Consider the following 17,428-nt stretch of genomic DNA (forward strand, 5'->3'; position numbering starts at 1 on the left):
ACACAACCATGAGCGAAGAAGTAACGATTGAACAGTCCGAAGGCATCGCCTGGATCACCCTGGATCGTCCTGCCAAAGCCAATGCCATGACGGTCGACATGTCCCGGTGTGTGACCGAGGCGATTGTGCGTGCCAATGACGATGAGAGGGTCAAGGCCATCGTACTCACCGCTGCGGGCGAGAAGATCTTTAGCGCAGGCGTTGACGTTCGGGAGACGGCTCCCGACGGCGATGAGGCAGCGCAGCGCGCGCGCCGCTCGGCAAGTACGGCAGCCTTGCAGGATGCCGTGATGGACAGCGGAAAACCTGTGGTAGTCGCATTGAACGGCGCTGCCATCGGTGGTGGCGCCATGCTCGCCATGCTGGCCGATTCGTGCGTGGCGGTGCAAGAGGCGACCTTGTCTCTGCCCGAAATCGATATCGGTATCGCCAGCTTTTCAGGCGCCAACATCGTGCAGACGCTGGGAGGCCGCGCTGTGACGGCGGACCTGATTTTGACCGGGCGCCGCATGCCGGCTGCCGAGGCCGCAGCGCGGGGACTGATCCAAGGCGTCGTTCCGCGCGCAGAGTTGCGGCAGGCGGCAGCCAGCGCCGCTGCGCGTCTGGGCGACAAACCAGCAGACGCGTTCAAAGATATCAAGCGCTGGATCAACGGTCCGCTCAAGGCGGCGATGGCCGAGGCGCGCGAAGAGCATGCCCGCCACCGTTCCCCCAAAAAACACTGACTTATCAGGAGGTAATCATGGCCGATCTAGAGATCCAACGTGAAGGTCGCGTCGTCCTGGCGCGTTTGAACCGTCCGGAAAAGAAAAATGCGCAAAGCGAAGCAATGCTCGAGTTGCTATGCCAGGCATTGCGCGATGCCAATGCGGATCCCGGAGTGAGTTGCTTTGTGCTGACAGGTGCGGGCGATGCGTTTTGCTCGGGCGGTGACCTGGGCCGGCGCGCCAACGACCCGAACGGCGGGTCGCCTACGCCTCTGGAACGCATGGACCGCCTGCATGGCGTGACGCACAATGTCGCCCGCGCCGTTGAAGAGTTTGAAAAACCATTGATCGCTGCCGTGAACGGGGCTGCTGTCGGGGCAGGGATGGACATGGCCCTGATGTGCGATATCCGCTTTGCGGGGCGTTCGGCGCGGCTGTCGGAGGGCTATGTTCGTGTTGGATTGTTGCCAGGCAACGGCGGGTGCTATTTCCTGCCGCGCATCGTAGGCATTGCGCGTGCCCTGGAGCTTTTATGGACCGGTGATTTTGTCTCGGCCGAAGAGGCATTGGAACTGGGCTTGGTAAGCCGTGTGTATGACGATGACGCTTTGTTGAATGAGACCATGACGTTCGCCGCGCGAATCGCCGAGGGGCCGCCTGTGCAGCAGCGCGAAATCAAGAAACTGCTGTATCAATCTCTGCATACCGATCTGCGCACCAGCTTGCGCGCGGTATCGGCTCATATGGCGGTGATTCAGTCTACTCAGGATTACAAAGAGGCCATTGCGGCCTTTAAAGAGAAGCGCAAACCTGTTTATCAAGGTAAATGACCAGCGGCCCGCATCGTTGATCAATCGGCAGATACGGAACATACCAAAGGAAAGAATATGGATAACCAAGATCCTGTACGCGTCTATAGCATGTTGCTCTTTCTGGTCAAGCATGGAGACCGGTTAGCGTGGATCGTGTCTGTGGGGGCTCTGGCACTGGGTATTGTCTATTGGGCAATTGAGCAAGCCGTATGGGCGCTGCCTATCAGCGTAATAGGGGCCATATTTCTATACGTATTACTGAAGAGCTACGTTGAAATGGTCAGGCTGATTGTCGACATGATGTTGCCTAAATAAACGGATTGAGCATCGCTGGACGTCAAAAGATTGTGGAGCGTGATTCATGGAACATGTTCGGGGCATTACAACGTTCATCCGCATCGTCGAAACGGGAAACTTTAGCAACGCTGCCCGTGATCTCAGTATTACGCCGCAGGCGGCGAGTATCCATGTAAAACAGCTGGAAAATTGGGTCGGCGTAAGGCTCTTTAATCGGAATACACGCAAAGTCAGCCTCACAGAGGAGGGGACACAGTTCTATCAGACCTGTACCCTGGCTGTTAACGCGATTGACAACGAAGTGGAGCGGCTGCGTAATGCCTCTGAGGAGGCAGTGGGCAGAGTACGTGTTGCCGCGCCTTGCGGCATAGGGTCTCTCTTTGTTGCGCCTGCGATCGGGCGTTTCCTAAAGATGAACACTCGCGTAGAAGTAGAAATGCTGATACAGAACCGCATTCCAGACGTCGTGACGGAAAATATCGACGTCGGCATTCTGCCCCATCCCTTGCCGGATACAAGCTTGGTCGCCCGGCGGGTGATCTCTTCGCCATTCATGCTCTGCGCGTCGCCGATGTATATACGGCAGCATGGCATGCCACAGCAGGTAGAAGATCTGAGCAAACATCAGTGCATCGACCTGCGAAGCTGGATGACGCAGACGATCCGCCCGTGGCAGTTTCAGATGGGGGGAAAGATTGTCGATCTGGAAAGGAAGGCCAGTATCGTGACCAATGATGCCGCAGGCGCTATCGAGGCAGCATTGAGCGGTGCAGGGATCGTCATGTCGTCCACGTACCGTGCTGCACCGTATATCCGGTCCTCGCGCCTGATTCAGATCTTGCCTGGTCTGCTCGTCGGTTCGCTGGATTATTCCTTATATATGCAACGACGTACGCAGATTCCAAAGAAAACCAGGGCGCTAATGGAGTTTTTGCACCAAGAGCTCAGCTGCCACCCTGATTTTCAATTGCGATGATACGCATTACATCCGGTCGGTACGTCCGCCATCTACGGGGATCGTGTGGCCCGTGATAAAATTGGATTCATCGGATGCAAGGAACAAAACTGCGTTCGCCAGTTCTTCCAGTTTGCCCGGACGGTTCAGCACTGTCGTGCGTGTTCGCAAGGCGATATGTTCCTTGACTTCTTCCGGAGAGCGAGTCGTTGACGTGAGCGGCGTCAAAAAGAATCCCGGCGCGACACAATTGACGTTGACGCCGCTCGGGCCGAGTTCGCGTGCCAGGGTCTTGGTGAGCTGAATCACAGCGGCTTTGGCTGAGGCATACGGGGCGCTGGCTCCTGCTGACAGTTTCCCTATGTCAGGCGTGGTTCCGGTGCCGAGACTGGAAGAAATATTGACGATTTTTCCGTAACGGCGCCGGGCCATGTGAGGAGCCACTGCCTGTGCACCGTAGAAGACCCCCTTGAGGTCCAGGTCCAGCACGGCTTGCCAATCCGGATCGGAAATCGTGTCAAACGCACGGTAACGCGTGACGCCGGCATTATTGACGAGAATGTCGATCTGGCCGGTTTTTTCTGCGATGTCGTCGACAAATCGCTTGACATCTTCGTGCTTTGTGACGTCTATGCGATATCCGATGGCTTGTGCGCCGGTGGCCTGAATCTCGTTTACGGCGGCGCTGATCGACGTTTCATTGATGTCGGCAATCACGACAGCGGCGCCTTCTTGAGCGAGGCGTTTGGCAATCGCGAGTCCCAGGCCGGAGCCTGCTCCCGTGATGATGGCGGTCTTGTCCTTCAAACGCATTTGGGTCTCCCTGGTGTTGAGTGGTTTCCTTCAACTGCTATGCAACGGTCAGATGAGCAGCGATATCGTCGGCTGCACGTAATCCGATGACCATCGACCGAGTCAGTCCGCCGATGTACGCGACTTGACCTCCATCACCGCCCTCAAGGCCGCCCGTAGAGCAGCCGGCTGCATACAGCCCGGAAATGGGATTGTCTTGTTGGTCCAGGACCCGCCCGGCGCCATCGATAGCAATGCCACCCATCGTGTAGGTGATGCCGGCGCAGAGCTTCACTGCGTGAAAGGGCGCCTTGTTGATGAGATGTGGCTTGTGAGTCGTATTCGAGCGTGCCGGGACCAGTTCAGCTCCCTGGCCCTGCTCGATGGCGTGGTTGTATTGTGCGACAGTGCGTTGTAGCGACTCGACGGGGATTTCAAGCTGATTTGCCAAGCCAGCCAAATCTGGGGCAGAGTAGAGTGTTCCTCCGCCTGATAAAAGCGTCGGGTTCGCTGGTATGAGGTATTCCCGGCCCGCCGTATTCCAGATTTCCGAGTCGAATATGACGGTGTCCCCCAAGGGGTCTGCTTGGGTGGCAATGGCATTGGCCATCGTAACCCCACCCAAGCCCTCATCCATAAAGCGTTGGCCGGATGCATTCACCACTATGCCTGCAGCGCAGACAAAATCCATCATGGGAAAAGGCCAGAGGTCGTCATTATGCATGGCATCTTGCGCCAGGACGTGGCCATAGAACCGGTTCAATCCGGTCAGCTTGGCCCCGACGGCCCGCGCCATCGCCAAACCGTCGCCGTTGCCTGTCTTTGCGTTACGTTGTTTGAGCTTTTCGGGCGCAGGGCTGATAAATTCACGCAGCAGATCGATATTGGAATGAAAGCCTCCGTCGCAGATCACGACGCTTCGGGTGGGAATTTCTGCCGTCGTGCCTGCATACTCGACTCGCAGGCCAACGCACGTATCACCGCGCATCAGTAATCCCGTACCCCTGGCCCCTCGTTGAATACGGCCGCCCGCTTTTTCCAGCGCGCTAGCCAGCGTTCGTAGCAGTACGTCACCGCCTCGGCCTTCCCAATAGTTTCGACCTTTGGTGAGAATCGGGGGCGCTAATGTGTGCTTGCGATACGATTCGTGGCCGACTTTCATAAACCGCACGCCTTTACTCTGAAGCCAACGGGTGGCTTCACCGATATTGTCGGCGACAGCGTCGATCAGATCTTGGCGGGCGCTCCCTTGAGTACGGCTCACAATAGCTTGCCGAATGACTTGGGGATCGTCAGCGACGTCTTGATGGGCCACGTGAAAGGCTCCCCCTGCGATACGGGTATTGCAGGGATACTTTTCCTGGTCTCCCTGTTCCAGGACGAGGGGTTTCAATCCTTTGTCCGTCAGGCGCAGGGCCGTCACCAATCCAGCAATGCCGGCTCCTATTACGATTACATCTGCTTCGAGTTCAGTCATGGTTAAGTCACGTCTTCCAGATCAGAGCGATGATGGACGCATGGTACTCAGCACGAGGGGCCAGACTTACAAGAAAAATTTACAGACGAAGTAATGCAGATTAGATATGCGACTTGGCTGCCAAATTGAGCGAAATTTGTGTTGGGGGAGCGTAAGGGGGCTGATGGCACGCCTCGTAACGAGCCGCAGATATGCCTTTCGGTTTCATTAATCGGAACTTATTCCATTTTATTGACAGGCTGGAAATGTTGTCCCTATACTGCGGCAACGGTTACGGGTTGCCCTGATAGCCGTTGATGGCCCGCACTAGAGGAGACTACAGTGAACAGGATTGTTCAAATAGGCTGGTGGAGTGGGTTTGTGCTACGTCAATATCAAAAACAGAAAGACGAGTTTTCCGTACGGCCCTGGCCCCAAGGATCAGGGCTATGGTGACGCAAAGCACGATTGACCAGTACTTTGCGGCGCTTCAATCCCGAAACGGTGTACTGGCCGCATCATTGTTTGAAGAGCATGGCGCTATCGATGATTTTCGCGGTAGATGCCATGCCGGGCGGCAGTCTATTCGCGTTTTCATTGCACAAGTGCCGACGATGACGGTCGAGTTTCTGTCGGAGTTCATCGTTCGGCCGAACAGGGTCACTGTCTACGGAAATATTCATTATCCGGGTCAAGCCCCCGTTTTGGTTCGCTGGATATTCAGCGGTACCGACGGCCTGATCGAACATCTGTGTAACTCTCGCATCGAGCAGGTACCGGAAGCGTTCCATTTGCATGCGGCCAAGGAGGCGAGAACATGACGACCAGTTCAATCCGGCGCTCGATTCTGCTTGGCGCAGCATCCGCCGTGTTTTCGCGGCCAGCCTTTTCTCAGCAGTTTCCGTCGCGGCCGATTCGGTTGATCGTTGGTTTCGGCGCCGGGGGAGGCACGGACGCGATTGCCCGCGTCTATGCGCAGAAGCTGCAGGAAATTCTGGGGACGCCAGTCATTGTCGAAAACAAAGTGGGCGCTTCTCAGCTATTGGCTATTAGAACTGTGCTGAATTCGCCTCCTGATGGCTATACTTTTTTTCTCGGCACGGGAAGCTCCCTGGCTCAAGGGCCCGGCGTGCGCAAGGACCTTCCTTACGATCCGCTAAAAGATTTTTCGCTGGCAGGGATGGTCGCCACGGCACCTGGTGTGTTCTTTGTCAATCCCGAGGTTCCTGTCAAATCCATGGGTGAGTTAATCACCTACGCAAAAAATAATCCGGGAAAACTCAACTATGGGTCCGCCGGAGTCGGTGCGGCTAATCATCTGCAAATGGAGTATATGAAGCAAGTCACTGGTATTGACTTGGTCCATATTCCATTCAAATCCGATCAGGACGTCACATTGCAGGCAGCTAGCGGCACCGTGCATGTGGGTTTGACAATCGCACAGGCGGCGATCCCTATGGCGCTCGCCGGCAAGATCAGGCCTCTAGCCGTGACAGGCGCGCATCGGCTGCCGGCGCTTCCCGATGTGCCCAGCCTTTCGGAAACGGGAGTTGCCGAGCTAAAGGGAATAGATAACTACACGTTTTACGGACTCGTAGGCCCGAAGGGCATACCTGAGCCGGTGATAAAGAAACTGAATGACGCGCTCAACACTGCCTCGGCGGCTCCAGAGCTCGTCAGCAAAATGCGCGACAGCCTTTACTTTGAACCCGCAACCAGCACCTTGGCGAGCTTCAACGATTACTTGGTTACCGAAGTGACAAAGTGGAAAGAGCTGGGAAAAGTGGTTCAGATCGATATGCCTGGCGCATGAATAGGACAGAAGATGCAGGATGACACTTACGACTTTATCGTCGTTGGGTCTGGGTCCGCGGGTGGTGTCGTTGCCAACAGGCTCAGCGAGAGTGGAAAGTACCGGGTTCTTTGCCTTGAAGCAGGTGACAAGGGGGCTAGATATCTGTGGACCATGCCGCCGGCGGGCGTGGTCAAGCTAGTCGACAACCCGCGGGCCAACTGGTGTTATGAGTCGGAGCCCCATGAGAGTCACGGCAATCGCCGGATTTATGTGGCGCGTGGAAAGATCCTCGGGGGCAGCAGCGCGTTGAATGGCCTCATTTACAACCGCGGCCAACGCATTGATTACGATACCTGGGTCAAACTGGGTTGCGCCGGCTGGAGCTATGAAGAGGTTCTGCCGTATTTTAAGAAAATAGAATCCACGAAGATCGGCGATGATACCTATCGAGGCAGGAAAGGACCGGTCAAAGTCGTTGAAATGGCCAAGATGTCCCCTTTCTATGACCTGTATATCAACGCAGCAGAAGCCGTGGGCATTCCAAAGAACCCCGACTACAGCGGTGTGACACAGGAAGGCATCGCTTTAGCGCAGCAGACCAGCTATAGAGGTTTTCGCCACAGCACCGCCACACAGTATCTGTGGCCTGCACGGAAGCGAAGAAACTTGACGATCCTGCAAGGTGCAGAGGCGACTTCGTTGATCCTGCAAGGTAAGCGTTGTTTAGGCGTCCGTATTCAAAAAAACGGCATTACGAAAGAACTGAGAGCACGGCGCGAGGTCATTTTGTGCTGCGGCACGGCGAATACTCCAAAGCTGCTTGAACTATCAGGGATTGGCAATCCTCAAATCCTTGAAGAATATGGCATACCCGTTAAGCATCCCCTCATCGGTGTAGGAGAGAACCTGCGGGATCATTACGCAGCGATTCTGAAGTGGCAGTTCAATCGGCCAGGTCTGTCTCTGGCTAAACGGGGTCGTGGTATCGGACTGGCGATGGAGGTCCTGAAGTACGTGTTCTTTCGCAAGGGTTTTATCGCCCAAGGCAACGGATCGCTGCGTGTTTTCGCGCGCTCGCGCCCAGAGAGTGAGCTGCCGGACATCATGATGATTGTGAATCCCTACATCATTGAATTGAAGGAAGGGAAAGGCCGGAGAATGTCGCGTACTGAGGGGTTCTTTGTCTATACGCATGTCCAACGCACAGGCAGCACAGGTTCTGTGCATATTCGATCAGCCGATCCGTTGGCCTCTCCCGCGATCAACTATCGATTTCTTGAAACAGAGGAAGACCGTCAAACGGCAATTCTCGCGGTGCGCAAGGCGCGCGAAATTGTGGCGGCGCCACCGGTGCGAGACGTGATTGCCAGTGAGATGTCTCCTGGTCTGGAGGTGGAAACAGACGAGGAAATACTCGAGTTCATTCGTCAGAGCGGAAATATCACTCAGCATATGGTGGGCACGTGCAAGATGGGCGTGGATGCTGCAGCTGTGGTCGACGAACGCTTGAGAGTGCATGGCATGACGGGATTACGCATCGCAGATGCGTCAGTGATGCCGACCATTATCTCGGGAAACACCAGCGTGCCATGCATGATGATTGGCGAAAAATGTGCCGACATGGTGTTAGAGGATGTTGTGCACGCTTAGCTCGCTGTTTCTCCAGATCAAGCCAAAGCCCGTTCCGGGATTTTGTCTGCTATTTATTTCTGAGGGCTTTTTACGATCATGACCCATTCCCAGCAACCCGACATGGCGAGCCAAAAGAACTTTATCAACGGCAATTGGATCGAAGCCCAAAGCGGCAGAACCTATCAGCGCCTGAATCCATATGATCAATCGATTGTGGGTGTATACCAGGATTCCGATGCCGTCGATGCAGAACTCGCGATAGACGCGGCGCGTTTGGCGTTCGATACCGGGCCATGGCGGAAAACGCCCGCCGAACAAAGAGCGGCGGTGTTCAAGCGGGCGGCTCAACTGCTGCGAGAGCGCGTAGATGAGTTGGCAACGATCATGGCCAAGGAAGTCGGTCAGCCCAAGGATGAGCAACTCAAATTTGTGAGCGGTGCGGCAGCGACGCTGGAATACTACGCAGGCCTCATTGTCAGCAGGAGAGACGAGGCTGTTTATGGGCAGCATGCCGATGCTATTGGACTGGTAGCAAAAGAGCCCGTTGGCGTGGTGGGTACATTGACTGCTTGGAATACGCCGCTATCGGTGGCTCACAAGAGCTGCCCGGCAATGGCGGCCGGGTGTACCCTGGTCGTGAAGCCTGCCCATCAATCGCCTGGCGCAATTTTGAAGTTCGCAGAGATTCTGCAGGAGGCCGGCTTGCCTCCTGGAGTGTTCAACGTGCTCACCAGTGCGCTGGATAACGGGGCAGTTGTGGGTCAGGCAATCGCTGGCAGCGACAAAGTCGATATGGTCACTTTCACCGGCTCGTCGCGTACTGGCAGCGCCGTCATGCGTGCTGCCGCAGGCAACTTAAAGCGCGTAAAGCTGGAACTGGGCGGTAAGTCGCCTCAGGTGGTTTTCGCCGATGCGCCGTCGTTGTCAGTGGCCGCGGCGTCTTGCGCCAAAGGGTTTGTTCGTCTGGCGGGACAGTCGTGTCAGGCGGGGAGCCGACTGCTTATCGAGCGCAGCATTAAAGATGAATTCATCCCACTGCTGCTTGCCGAGATCGAAAAAGTGAAAATGGGAGATCCGCTGGCCGCTGATACAACCTGTGGTCCACTCGTCAGCGAAGATCAATTGGTCAGGGTGGAAGCGTTCGTGGCAGATGGAAAGAAAACATCCCGGCTTCTTGTCGGCGGCCATAGGCCTGTGGATGCGGATCTGTCACGCGGGTTCTTTTTTGAGCCTACGGTTTTCGATGATGTGCCGCTGGATTCCCGCCTCGCCCAGGAGGAGATATTCGGCCCCGTACTCAGCATTCTGACCTTTGACAGTGTTGAGGAGGCCATCGAACTGGCTAATCGCAGCCTGTTTGGTCTGGTGGCAGGATGCTGGACCCAGGATCTGGGCACCGCGATGGCATTTGCCCAGGAGGTCCGTGCGGGGATGGTCTGGGTAAATGGCTATCGCGACAATTCCATCCTCAAGCATATGCCGGTCGGCGGGTTTAAACAGAGTGGGATCGGCAGGGAAATGGGGCCGGAGGGGCTGGATGAGTTCCTGGAGACCAAGAGCATCATGATCCGGCATCGGCTCTGATCATCGCACGCTGTCTGCGTGCGACGGCTCTTCATTGGCGTGATCCCGCGATGCGGGAATCAAAATTTTATAGACGAGTTTCCCGTGCATACCTACGAATCTCATAGCGCCGATCGCGTACATTTCAGTGTCGATGACGCCCGGCAACATATGCGCCAGATTGTGGCCCGTATTGGTTACTCGCCCGATGAGGCGGGGATCATTGCCGAGCAGCTTCTTGATGCGGCTCTGTGTGGATATGAGTATTCCGGATTTCCGAAAATTCTGGATCTCGCCGCCCATCCCAAGGTGCAGCAGGGAAGGGCCACACCGAAGATCTATCACGAGACCCCGGTATCGGCGTTGTACGACGGCGGCAATACGGTAGGTATGCTGGCCCTGCATACTGCGACTCAGACGGCGATCCAACGGGCTGCTGAGCATGGTTTCGCGGTGGTAGGTGTCTACAACAGCTGGATGACGGGACGCAGCGCCTATTTCGTCGAGCAGTTGGCCAACGTCGGTCTCATCGGGATGTTGACTGTCTCATCGTTCTCGATAGTGGCTCCGCCGGGGGCATCGGCTGCCGCGCTTGGGACCAACCCTATTTCCTTCAGTTTCCCGACTGAGAATGATCCCTTGGTGATTGACTTGGGGACGTCTGCCTATATGGTTTCCGAATTGTCTCTTGTACAGCGCCGGGGAGGAGAGCTGCCTGAGGGAGTTGCCATCGACAAGGCGGGCGTTCCTACCCGCGATCCTCAGGCGGCTCGTGCCGGGGCGTTATTGAATTTTGCCGGTTATCGCGGATTTGCCATCGGACTCGCGATGCAGGCGCTGGGTGTGATGGCTGGCTCGGACAAGAGTCCTGACAAAGACTACGGCTATCTATTGATCGCCATGAGGCCTGATTTGCTTGTGCCTCTGGAGGACTATCGCCGCGGACTTAGCGAAACACTGGCCAGGATAAAAGCCACGCCAAAACAGGCCGGCGTGACGGATATTCGCCTGCCGTCCGAACGCGCATTTGCCGAACGCCGAAAGCGACAGGATATGGGTATCAGTATTGATCGCCGCATTTGGGATCAGCTGCAATTACTCGGCTCAGCATGATTTTTCCTGTTCGCTATTGGCTGCTGGCCTTGATGCCTGATTGCCTGATGATGTCGCCCCAGTGCCGGTATTCTTCTGATAAATAGTCGCTCATCTCTGTAGTCGTCATGGTGTGCGGCGTGGCACCTTGAGTCAGAAAGTGATCGCGAATTTCAGGGGTTTCCATGATCTTGCGTATCTCATGGTTGAGCTTTTCGGCAATTTCGCGCGGCAAACCTGGTGGTGCGACCAAGCCGTACCATCCGGATGCCGTTCCGATGGTCGAGACACCCAGTTCGGCAAAGGTCGGCACATCCGGAAGGAGCGGCGACCGCTGAGAGCCCGTCACTGCGAATGCGCGAAGCTTGCCTGATTTGATGCCGGCCAGCGCAGCGACGACGGTGGGCATGGAGGCGTCCACATGACCCGCTATGACGTCGGTCAGTGCGGGCGCTGATCCACGATATGCCACGAATTCGAAATCGACGCCGGCCGCACGCTGCAGGAGCTCGCTGGCGAGGTGGCCTGGTGCGGCCTGTCCGGTCGTGGCGACGGAAAGTGGAGTGTCGCGAACCTTCAGTTGGTCGAGAAAAGACTGCAGGTCTGTTCCGGGAATGGCAGGGTTGGTCACCAGTACATTGGGAACATCGGCAATCATGGTGATGGGCGTGAAGTCTTTAACCGGATCCAGTTTGTTGGTGCTGTACAGATGAGGATTCGTTGTCAGCCCCATGGTCGTGACCAGCAAGGTATATCCGTCGGGCTTTGCCGCTGCGGTGAGGCTGGCGGCGATGAGGCCGTTGGCACCGGGCCGGTTTTCTACGACGATGGTCTGACCCAATGCCGGGCTCAGATATTGAGCAATGGCCCGCGCGACGAAATCGCCGGACCCGCCGGGTGAAAAGCCAACCAGTAAAGAGATGGCCTTGACGGGATAATTCGAGTTATCGGCAGCCGTGGCTGCGGGCAAAGGGGAAAATGACAGTGCTGCAGCTGTCAGCGCCGAGGCGGCATATCGCCAGTAGTGAGCTGTCTCCACGAAATCCTCCGAGTGCCACTGTTTAGATTTTTTAAAGATGCGGTGCATCCGCATCCTGGCGATAGGGTCAGTCCGCGCGTTGTGGATTGAAGCGGCCTTTGCGCATGCGTCGTACTACGACGGCCTCGAATACGCCGGCCCTGCAGAAGGTCTCATTATTGATGAAGTCTTCCGCTTCTTTACGGGTTTCTGCGTTGAGAATAAACAGACTGCCCAGTGAGGCGGCGCCATCGTCGGTTTGCTGAGGCCCGGAAAAGAAAATCAGGTCGGTGTTCGTATCCAGGTAGTTGCGATGTTCCGCCAGCAGTTTTTCCCGTGTCTGCGCCTGATTGGGTTTGTCCGTGCACATGATGAGCCAAAGCATTGCGTCTCCCGATTAGTGGTGAGGATTTTTGCTTCTTAGAACCAATTGCAGTGTGGTCGACTCAGGCGGGGTTGATATGGCCCGCCTATAAAGTTCCATTGAATGGAATTAGTCTTGTTTGACAAAACTCATGATAGCATCTCGACAGAAAATTGGGAGACTCCGATGTCGAGAAATGGCGAGGAATTTTGCGATGTCGTCGTAGTCGGCGGCGGCATTGCCGGCCTGATTGCGGCGCTGCGATGTGCGCAAGGAGGACTGAAAGTCAGTGTTCTCGAAAAACAAGCGGAACCGCTGTACCTCTGCAATTCTCGTTTGAGTGCCGGCGTGTGGCACTGCTGCGCATCGGATATTTCCGGCGATCCCGCAGGACTGCAGGAAAAGATGATGCAGGCCACCGCGGGAGAGGCTGATCCAGACTTGGTTCGCGTTGTCGCGCACGACGCGGTGAGGGTGGTGCACTGGCTACGCGATCAAGGGGCGAAGTTCATACGGGGTCCCTATGCCTATCAGAAATATGTGCTCGCTCCGCCGGCCGTGTCGCCGCAAGGCGCTGTCTGGAAAGGACGCGGGCCGGATGCCGCGTTGCAGGCTCTGGAGGCTGCGTTGACGTCCAGAGGCGGATCGCTATTGCGAGGCCGTCGGGTCACAGGGCTCTTGGTCGATGAGCAGGGCGTGCATGGCGTCAGCGGCGAGTGTCACGATGGCGTACCTTTTCACGTGAACTCAAGGCATGTCGTGATTGCGGACGGAGGATTCCAGTCAAACGTAGAGAAAATCGGCCAATGGATTGCGGCCGATCCCGAACGTGTCGTCCAACGGAACTCGCGGGCGAGCAGTGGAGACGGCCTGCGGATGGCGGTAGAGGCAGGAGCGGCGACCAGTACGTTGAGCGGTTTCTATGGGCATCTATTGTCGCAAGATGCATTGGAAAACGCCGAGCTGGCGACTTACCCCTATCTCGATTATCTGGCGACGGCGGGGATGCTGGTCGATTCGACAGGCCGGCGCATCGCCGACGAAGGGCTCGGCGGCGTGTATCTGGCGAATTGCCTTGCCCGGCAGCCTGTTCAATCTGGTCCCTATTTTGTGATCGTTGACGAGAAGATCTGGCAAGAGTGCGGCGCTATGCGGATCACTTCTCCTAATCCGTTATTGCAGAAGCTCGGCGCAACGCTGTATCGGTCGGACTCGATCGGGGGGCTGGCCGAGTTGGGCGGAATAGATGCAGTAGGTCTGAAAGACAGTATCCACACCTATAACCAAGCGGTCGAAACGGGGGCTACGGCAGCGTTGGAGCCGCCTAGACAGATTGAAAAATATACGCCCATGCAAATTGCGCAGACGCCTTATTACGCATTTCCGGTCTGTGCCGGGATAACTTACACGATGGGCGGAATACGGATCAATGCAGATTCTCAGGTGGTGAATGAAGGAGGAAGTCCTATCCCCCATCTATATGCGGCAGGATGCACGACAGGGGGCTTGGAAGGGGGAACCCGTCATGGGTATGTGGGTGGTCTGGTGAAGTCGGGAGTAACGGGGTTGCGCGCGGCAGAGCATATTCTGGGAATATCGGTATCTCATCCGGGATAAAGCCGGTGCGGATCAGAATGCGTAGCATCCCTGCGTGATCGTTGTCCGGCCGCCATCGACGACGATATTGGTGCCATTGACATAGGAGGACCAATCGCACGCCAGAAACAAGGCCACGCGCGCGACGTCCTCCGGCGTCCCCATGCGCCCGGCCGGCGTGAGCGCGACGAGCCGATCATCGTTCGGACGGCCGATGCCGTCCCGGATTCCTCCCGTAGCAATGCTATTGACGCGTATGCCGTACTGGCTGAGGTCATGAGCCATGACATGCGTCAGCGAGGTGATGCCTCCTTTGGCGCTGGAGTAGGCAGCGAGGCCGGGGTTCCCCAGCGCGCCGTCGATGGAGCCGTGATTGATGATGGAACCTCCGCCGGACCCTTTCATGAGCGGCAGGAAATGTTGTGAACATATAAACGCGGCCGTCAGATTCCGCTTGATCATTTGATCCCACGTGTCGATCGAGGTTTCTTCGAAACGTTGGCCGATGGTTCTGCCGGCAAGGTTGAACAAGACATGGACTTGTCCATGAGTTCGTTCGCACTCGCGTGCGACCGCCGAAACTTCGTCTGGATTGGATACGTCGATCAGGAAGCGCGGGCCTGGCGATTTGGAGTGTCCCGTCGAGGTCCACCCGTCGTCGGTATCGTCCAGGCAGATGACGGTGGCGCCTTGTTCCGCGAACAATTTCGCCGCCACCCGGCCAATGCCGTAGGGGTTACCCGTAATCACTGCCGTCTTGTCTCGCAGTAGCATCTTGCTGTCCTGATAGAAGTTTCATTTAATGAAACTATGTTTGATAATCAGAACTTCGATGATACTATTCGCGCATCGCTAAAGAAATCAAAAAAAGCCGCGATGCAGCCTGGCTTGAATTCAACAGGAACGTTAGGTCAGAGGAGGCGCTGTGCAAAAATCAATCGTCAACATGTGCAGAATCGTCTGTACATTGCTCGTGATCGTTTGTGTGATGGGCCCGGGCCGCGTGGCGGCGCAGCCTGCGTATCCGGACAGGCCGATTCGATGGGTAGTGCCGTGGCCGCCTGGAGGCGGGGCCGATTTGATGGCCAGGATCATTAATATGAAGGTGGGGGAGATCCTGGGCCAGCCTGTGGTGATCGAAAATCGCAGTGGGGCGGCGGGGAACATCGGCACACAGATAGGGGCCAATGCCGAGCCGGATGGCTATACGATGACGTTCGGCTACTCGGGTACGCTATCGATCAATCCTTTTATCTATGAGGATACGCATTGGCGTCAGAGCGATTTTGCGCCCGTCATTTTTCTGTCAAAGGTACCGTTGGCGCTGGTGGTCAATGCCGAGCTGCCAGTGAAGAACGTACAAGAGTTCATTGAGCTGGCCAAAACCAGGCAGCTGACCTTTGGTTCGTCCGGGCAGGGTTCCATCAACCATCTGGCTGGTGTTCTTTTTGCTTCGATGACGGGGGCGAATCTCATGCATGTTCCTTATCGTGGCGGCGGGCCTGCTTTGAATGCCGTCATGGGCGGGCAAGTCGATGCGTTGTTTGTCGTGCCCGTCGTTGTTGCGCCTCAGCTCAATGGAACCAAGCTAAAGATTCTCGGGGTGACGAGTGCGCAACGCTCCGAGATACTTCCGGGTGTTCCCACGATCGCAGAGGCCGGTGTGCCTGGTTACGAGGTGAGTTCCTGGAATGGCGTGATGGTGCCGGCGGGAACTCCCGAAACCGTCATTTCCCGGTTGAATAAGGCTTTCAATGAGGCGCTCGATGATCCCAAGGTCAAGAAGGGATTGGTGGATACCGGCTACGAAATCATAGGGGGCACGCCTGAGCGGTTTACCCATTGGGTCGATAGCGAGCTAGAAAAATGGGGGCCGGTCGTCAAGCAAGCCGGTATCCGGTCGGAGTAGCGAGCATGGATGCCCCTCGAACGATTTTTGAAAAAATCTGGAATGACCATGTGATACTCACGCGCCCAGATGGTACAGCATTGCTGCATGTCGATCGGAATCTGGTTCACGAAGGGTCTTTTCACGCATTCGCGTCGTTGCGTGTCGAAGGCAGAAAGGTTCGCCATCCGCATCAGAACTTTGCCGTGACTGATCATTACGCGCCTACTGTTGACCGAAATCGGGGAATGGCTGCCATCTCTGATCCTGAGCGGCGCGAGATGATTGTGCTGCTGAGAGAAAACGCCAGGGATTATGGTGTGAGGCATTTCGATCTGGACGATCCAGACCAAGGGATTGTCCACGTCATCGGTCCGGAACTGGGACTCAGCCAACCCGGGCTGCTGATTACCTGCGGCGATTCGCATACCTCTACTCATGGCGCCTTGGGAGCCTATGCGTTCGGGATCGGGCAATCACAGTTGCGGCAGGTGTTGGCCACCCAGACCATCTGGCAGAAAAAGCCCAAAACGATGCGTATACAGGTGGAGGGCGCTGTCGGTCCGGGCGTTTCTGCGAAAGATATTGTGCTGTCCATTATCGCGAAAATCGGCGCAGGCGGGGCGACAGGCTACATGATCGAGTATGCGGGGTCGGCGATTCGCACGTTGTCGATGGAGGGGAGGTTGACCGTATGCAATATGTCGATCGAGGCCGGAGCGCGGACCGGCATGGTATCGCCGGATGATACGACCTTTGCCTATTTGAAGGGCAGAAGGTATGCGCCCAAAGGGGCGCAATGGGATCAGGCCGTTGCGCAATGGCGGCGGCTAGCCACCGATGACGATGCCCCGTTCGATCGTGAAGTCTCGCTGGACGCGGCGGCAATTGCTCCTATGGTGACTTGGGGAACCAGTCCAGAAGACGCTTTGCCTATCGATGGCGTGGTTCCAGAGCCGCAGTCCGCCGGCAATCCCGACGACCGTGCTCGCATGGAGAAGGCGCTGCGCTATATGGATCTGGTGCCCGGATCACGGCTGGATCGTATCGAGATCGATCGTGTCTTCATCGGCACATGCACGAACGGACGTATAGAGGATCTGCGGGCAGCCGCCGAGATCCTGAAAGGAAGAAAGACGGTCGTGCCGGCGTGGGTCTCGCCCGGATCGACCGCGACCAAACGACAGGCCGAGGCTGAAGGGTTGGACCTGATATTCAAGCAGGCAGGTTTCGAGTGGCGAGATTCGAGCTGTTCCGCCTGTGCGGCCATGAACGGAGATCATATCGCCCAAGGCGAACGTTGTGCCTCGACATCGAACCGGAATTTTGAGGGCCGGCAGGGAGTAGGAGCCCGTACTCATCTGGTGAGTCCCGCGATGGCGGCCGCCGCTGCCGTGACGGGCCGTCTGACCGACGTTCGTCATTTGATGGCATCCCATTGAGGGGTGGGGGAGATTCCCG

Annotated in this window: 17 protein-coding genes; 12 read left to right on the plus strand and 5 right to left on the minus strand. The window is 56.5% G+C overall.

What is annotated here, in order from left to right; translation table 11 throughout:
* Nucleotides 1-8: 8 nt before the first annotated feature.
* The 4 genes from ACNA0J_RS13530 to ACNA0J_RS13545 are packed head-to-tail and all read left to right on the plus strand — an operon-like array spanning nucleotide 9 to nucleotide 2,792.
* Nucleotides 9-725 carry an enoyl-CoA hydratase/isomerase family protein gene (locus ACNA0J_RS13530; RefSeq protein WP_415819380.1) on the plus strand — a complete coding sequence of 239 codons (717 nt, stop codon included), beginning with the start codon at nucleotides 9-11 and terminating at the stop codon, nucleotides 723-725.
* A 17-nt stretch (nucleotides 726-742) separates the two neighbouring features.
* Complete coding sequence (locus tag ACNA0J_RS13535) at nucleotides 743-1,537, plus strand: enoyl-CoA hydratase/isomerase family protein (RefSeq protein ID WP_415819382.1); 795 nt, start codon at nucleotides 743-745, stop codon at nucleotides 1,535-1,537.
* A gap of 57 nt (nucleotides 1,538-1,594) precedes the next feature.
* Entirely contained in the window at nucleotides 1,595-1,834 is a 240-nt protein-coding gene (locus ACNA0J_RS13540; RefSeq protein ID WP_415819383.1) for a hypothetical protein, read from the plus strand.
* A 46-nt stretch (nucleotides 1,835-1,880) separates the two neighbouring features.
* Entirely contained in the window at nucleotides 1,881-2,792 is a 912-nt protein-coding gene (locus ACNA0J_RS13545) for a LysR family transcriptional regulator (protein ID WP_415819384.1), read from the plus strand.
* 6 nt (nucleotides 2,793-2,798) lie between these two features.
* On the opposite strand, the gene ACNA0J_RS13550 is transcribed toward ACNA0J_RS13545, so the two are convergent.
* Both ACNA0J_RS13550 and ACNA0J_RS13555 read right to left on the minus strand, forming a co-directional pair.
* Nucleotides 2,799-3,584, minus strand: a complete 786-nt coding sequence (locus ACNA0J_RS13550; RefSeq protein WP_415819385.1) for an SDR family NAD(P)-dependent oxidoreductase — start codon at nucleotides 3,582-3,584, stop codon at nucleotides 2,799-2,801.
* Nucleotides 3,585-3,621: 37 nt separating this feature from the next.
* Nucleotides 3,622-5,040, minus strand: coding sequence for an FAD-dependent oxidoreductase (locus ACNA0J_RS13555; protein WP_415819386.1), 1,419 nt, complete (start codon nucleotides 5,038-5,040; stop codon nucleotides 3,622-3,624).
* Between the two features lie 428 nt (nucleotides 5,041-5,468).
* Between ACNA0J_RS13555 and ACNA0J_RS13560 the strand changes: the two genes are divergently transcribed.
* The 5 genes from ACNA0J_RS13560 to ACNA0J_RS13580 all read left to right on the plus strand — a co-directional run bounded on the left by ACNA0J_RS13560 (nucleotide 5,469) and on the right by ACNA0J_RS13580 (nucleotide 11,122).
* Nucleotides 5,469-5,840: a hypothetical protein gene (locus ACNA0J_RS13560; RefSeq protein WP_415819387.1), complete on the plus strand. Its 372-nt coding sequence runs from the start codon at nucleotides 5,469-5,471 to the stop codon at nucleotides 5,838-5,840.
* Nucleotides 5,837-6,832 carry a Bug family tripartite tricarboxylate transporter substrate binding protein gene (locus ACNA0J_RS13565; RefSeq protein ID WP_415819389.1) on the plus strand — a complete coding sequence of 332 codons (996 nt, stop codon included), beginning with the start codon at nucleotides 5,837-5,839 and terminating at the stop codon, nucleotides 6,830-6,832. Before ACNA0J_RS13560 ends, ACNA0J_RS13565 begins: the two co-directional genes overlap by 4 nt.
* 12 nt (nucleotides 6,833-6,844) lie before the next feature.
* Nucleotides 6,845-8,464: a GMC family oxidoreductase gene (locus ACNA0J_RS13570; protein ID WP_415819390.1), complete on the plus strand. Its 1,620-nt coding sequence runs from the start codon at nucleotides 6,845-6,847 to the stop codon at nucleotides 8,462-8,464.
* Nucleotides 8,465-8,566: 102 nt separating this feature from the next.
* Complete coding sequence (locus tag ACNA0J_RS13575; protein WP_415819427.1) at nucleotides 8,567-10,030, plus strand: aldehyde dehydrogenase family protein; 1,464 nt, start codon at nucleotides 8,567-8,569, stop codon at nucleotides 10,028-10,030.
* 84 nt (nucleotides 10,031-10,114) lie between these two features.
* Nucleotides 10,115-11,122 (plus strand): Ldh family oxidoreductase, encoded by a 1,008-nt coding sequence (locus tag ACNA0J_RS13580; RefSeq protein WP_415819391.1) that lies wholly within the window; start codon nucleotides 10,115-10,117, stop codon nucleotides 11,120-11,122.
* Nucleotides 11,123-11,135: 13 nt separating this feature from the next.
* Here the strand turns inward: ACNA0J_RS13580 and ACNA0J_RS13585 are convergent, their stop codons facing one another.
* Entirely contained in the window at nucleotides 11,136-12,140 is a 1,005-nt protein-coding gene (locus ACNA0J_RS13585; RefSeq protein WP_415819392.1) for a Bug family tripartite tricarboxylate transporter substrate binding protein, read from the minus strand.
* Nucleotides 12,141-12,207: 67 nt separating this feature from the next.
* Nucleotides 12,208-12,504 carry a YciI family protein gene (locus tag ACNA0J_RS13590; protein WP_415819394.1) on the minus strand — a complete coding sequence of 99 codons (297 nt, stop codon included), beginning with the start codon at nucleotides 12,502-12,504 and terminating at the stop codon, nucleotides 12,208-12,210.
* Nucleotides 12,505-12,669: 165 nt separating this feature from the next.
* Here ACNA0J_RS13590 and ACNA0J_RS13595 point away from each other — a divergent pair, with 165 nt between their 5' ends.
* Nucleotides 12,670-14,100 (plus strand): FAD-dependent oxidoreductase, encoded by a 1,431-nt coding sequence (locus tag ACNA0J_RS13595; protein WP_415819395.1) that lies wholly within the window; start codon nucleotides 12,670-12,672, stop codon nucleotides 14,098-14,100.
* A gap of 12 nt (nucleotides 14,101-14,112) precedes the next feature.
* Here ACNA0J_RS13595 and ACNA0J_RS13600 read toward each other — a convergent pair whose 3' ends face one another.
* The gene (locus ACNA0J_RS13600) at nucleotides 14,113-14,853 is read right to left on the minus strand and encodes an SDR family NAD(P)-dependent oxidoreductase (RefSeq protein ID WP_415819396.1); all 741 of its coding nucleotides are present in this window, start codon (nucleotides 14,851-14,853) and stop codon (nucleotides 14,113-14,115) included.
* 307 nt (nucleotides 14,854-15,160) lie between these two features.
* Between ACNA0J_RS13600 and ACNA0J_RS13605 the strand changes: the two genes are divergently transcribed.
* Nucleotides 15,161-15,988 (plus strand): Bug family tripartite tricarboxylate transporter substrate binding protein, encoded by an 828-nt coding sequence (locus ACNA0J_RS13605; RefSeq protein ID WP_415819397.1) that lies wholly within the window; start codon nucleotides 15,161-15,163, stop codon nucleotides 15,986-15,988.
* Nucleotides 15,989-15,993: 5 nt separating this feature from the next.
* On the plus strand, nucleotides 15,994-17,409 hold the full coding sequence (gene leuC, locus ACNA0J_RS13610) for a 3-isopropylmalate dehydratase large subunit (protein ID WP_415819398.1): 1,416 nt from the start codon (nucleotides 15,994-15,996) through the stop codon (nucleotides 17,407-17,409).
* Nucleotides 17,410-17,428: the final 19 nt, after the last annotated feature.

Source organism: Bordetella tumbae (assembly GCF_965139195.1).
Lineage (GTDB): Bacteria > Pseudomonadota > Gammaproteobacteria > Burkholderiales > Burkholderiaceae_B > Bordetella_A > Bordetella_A tumbae.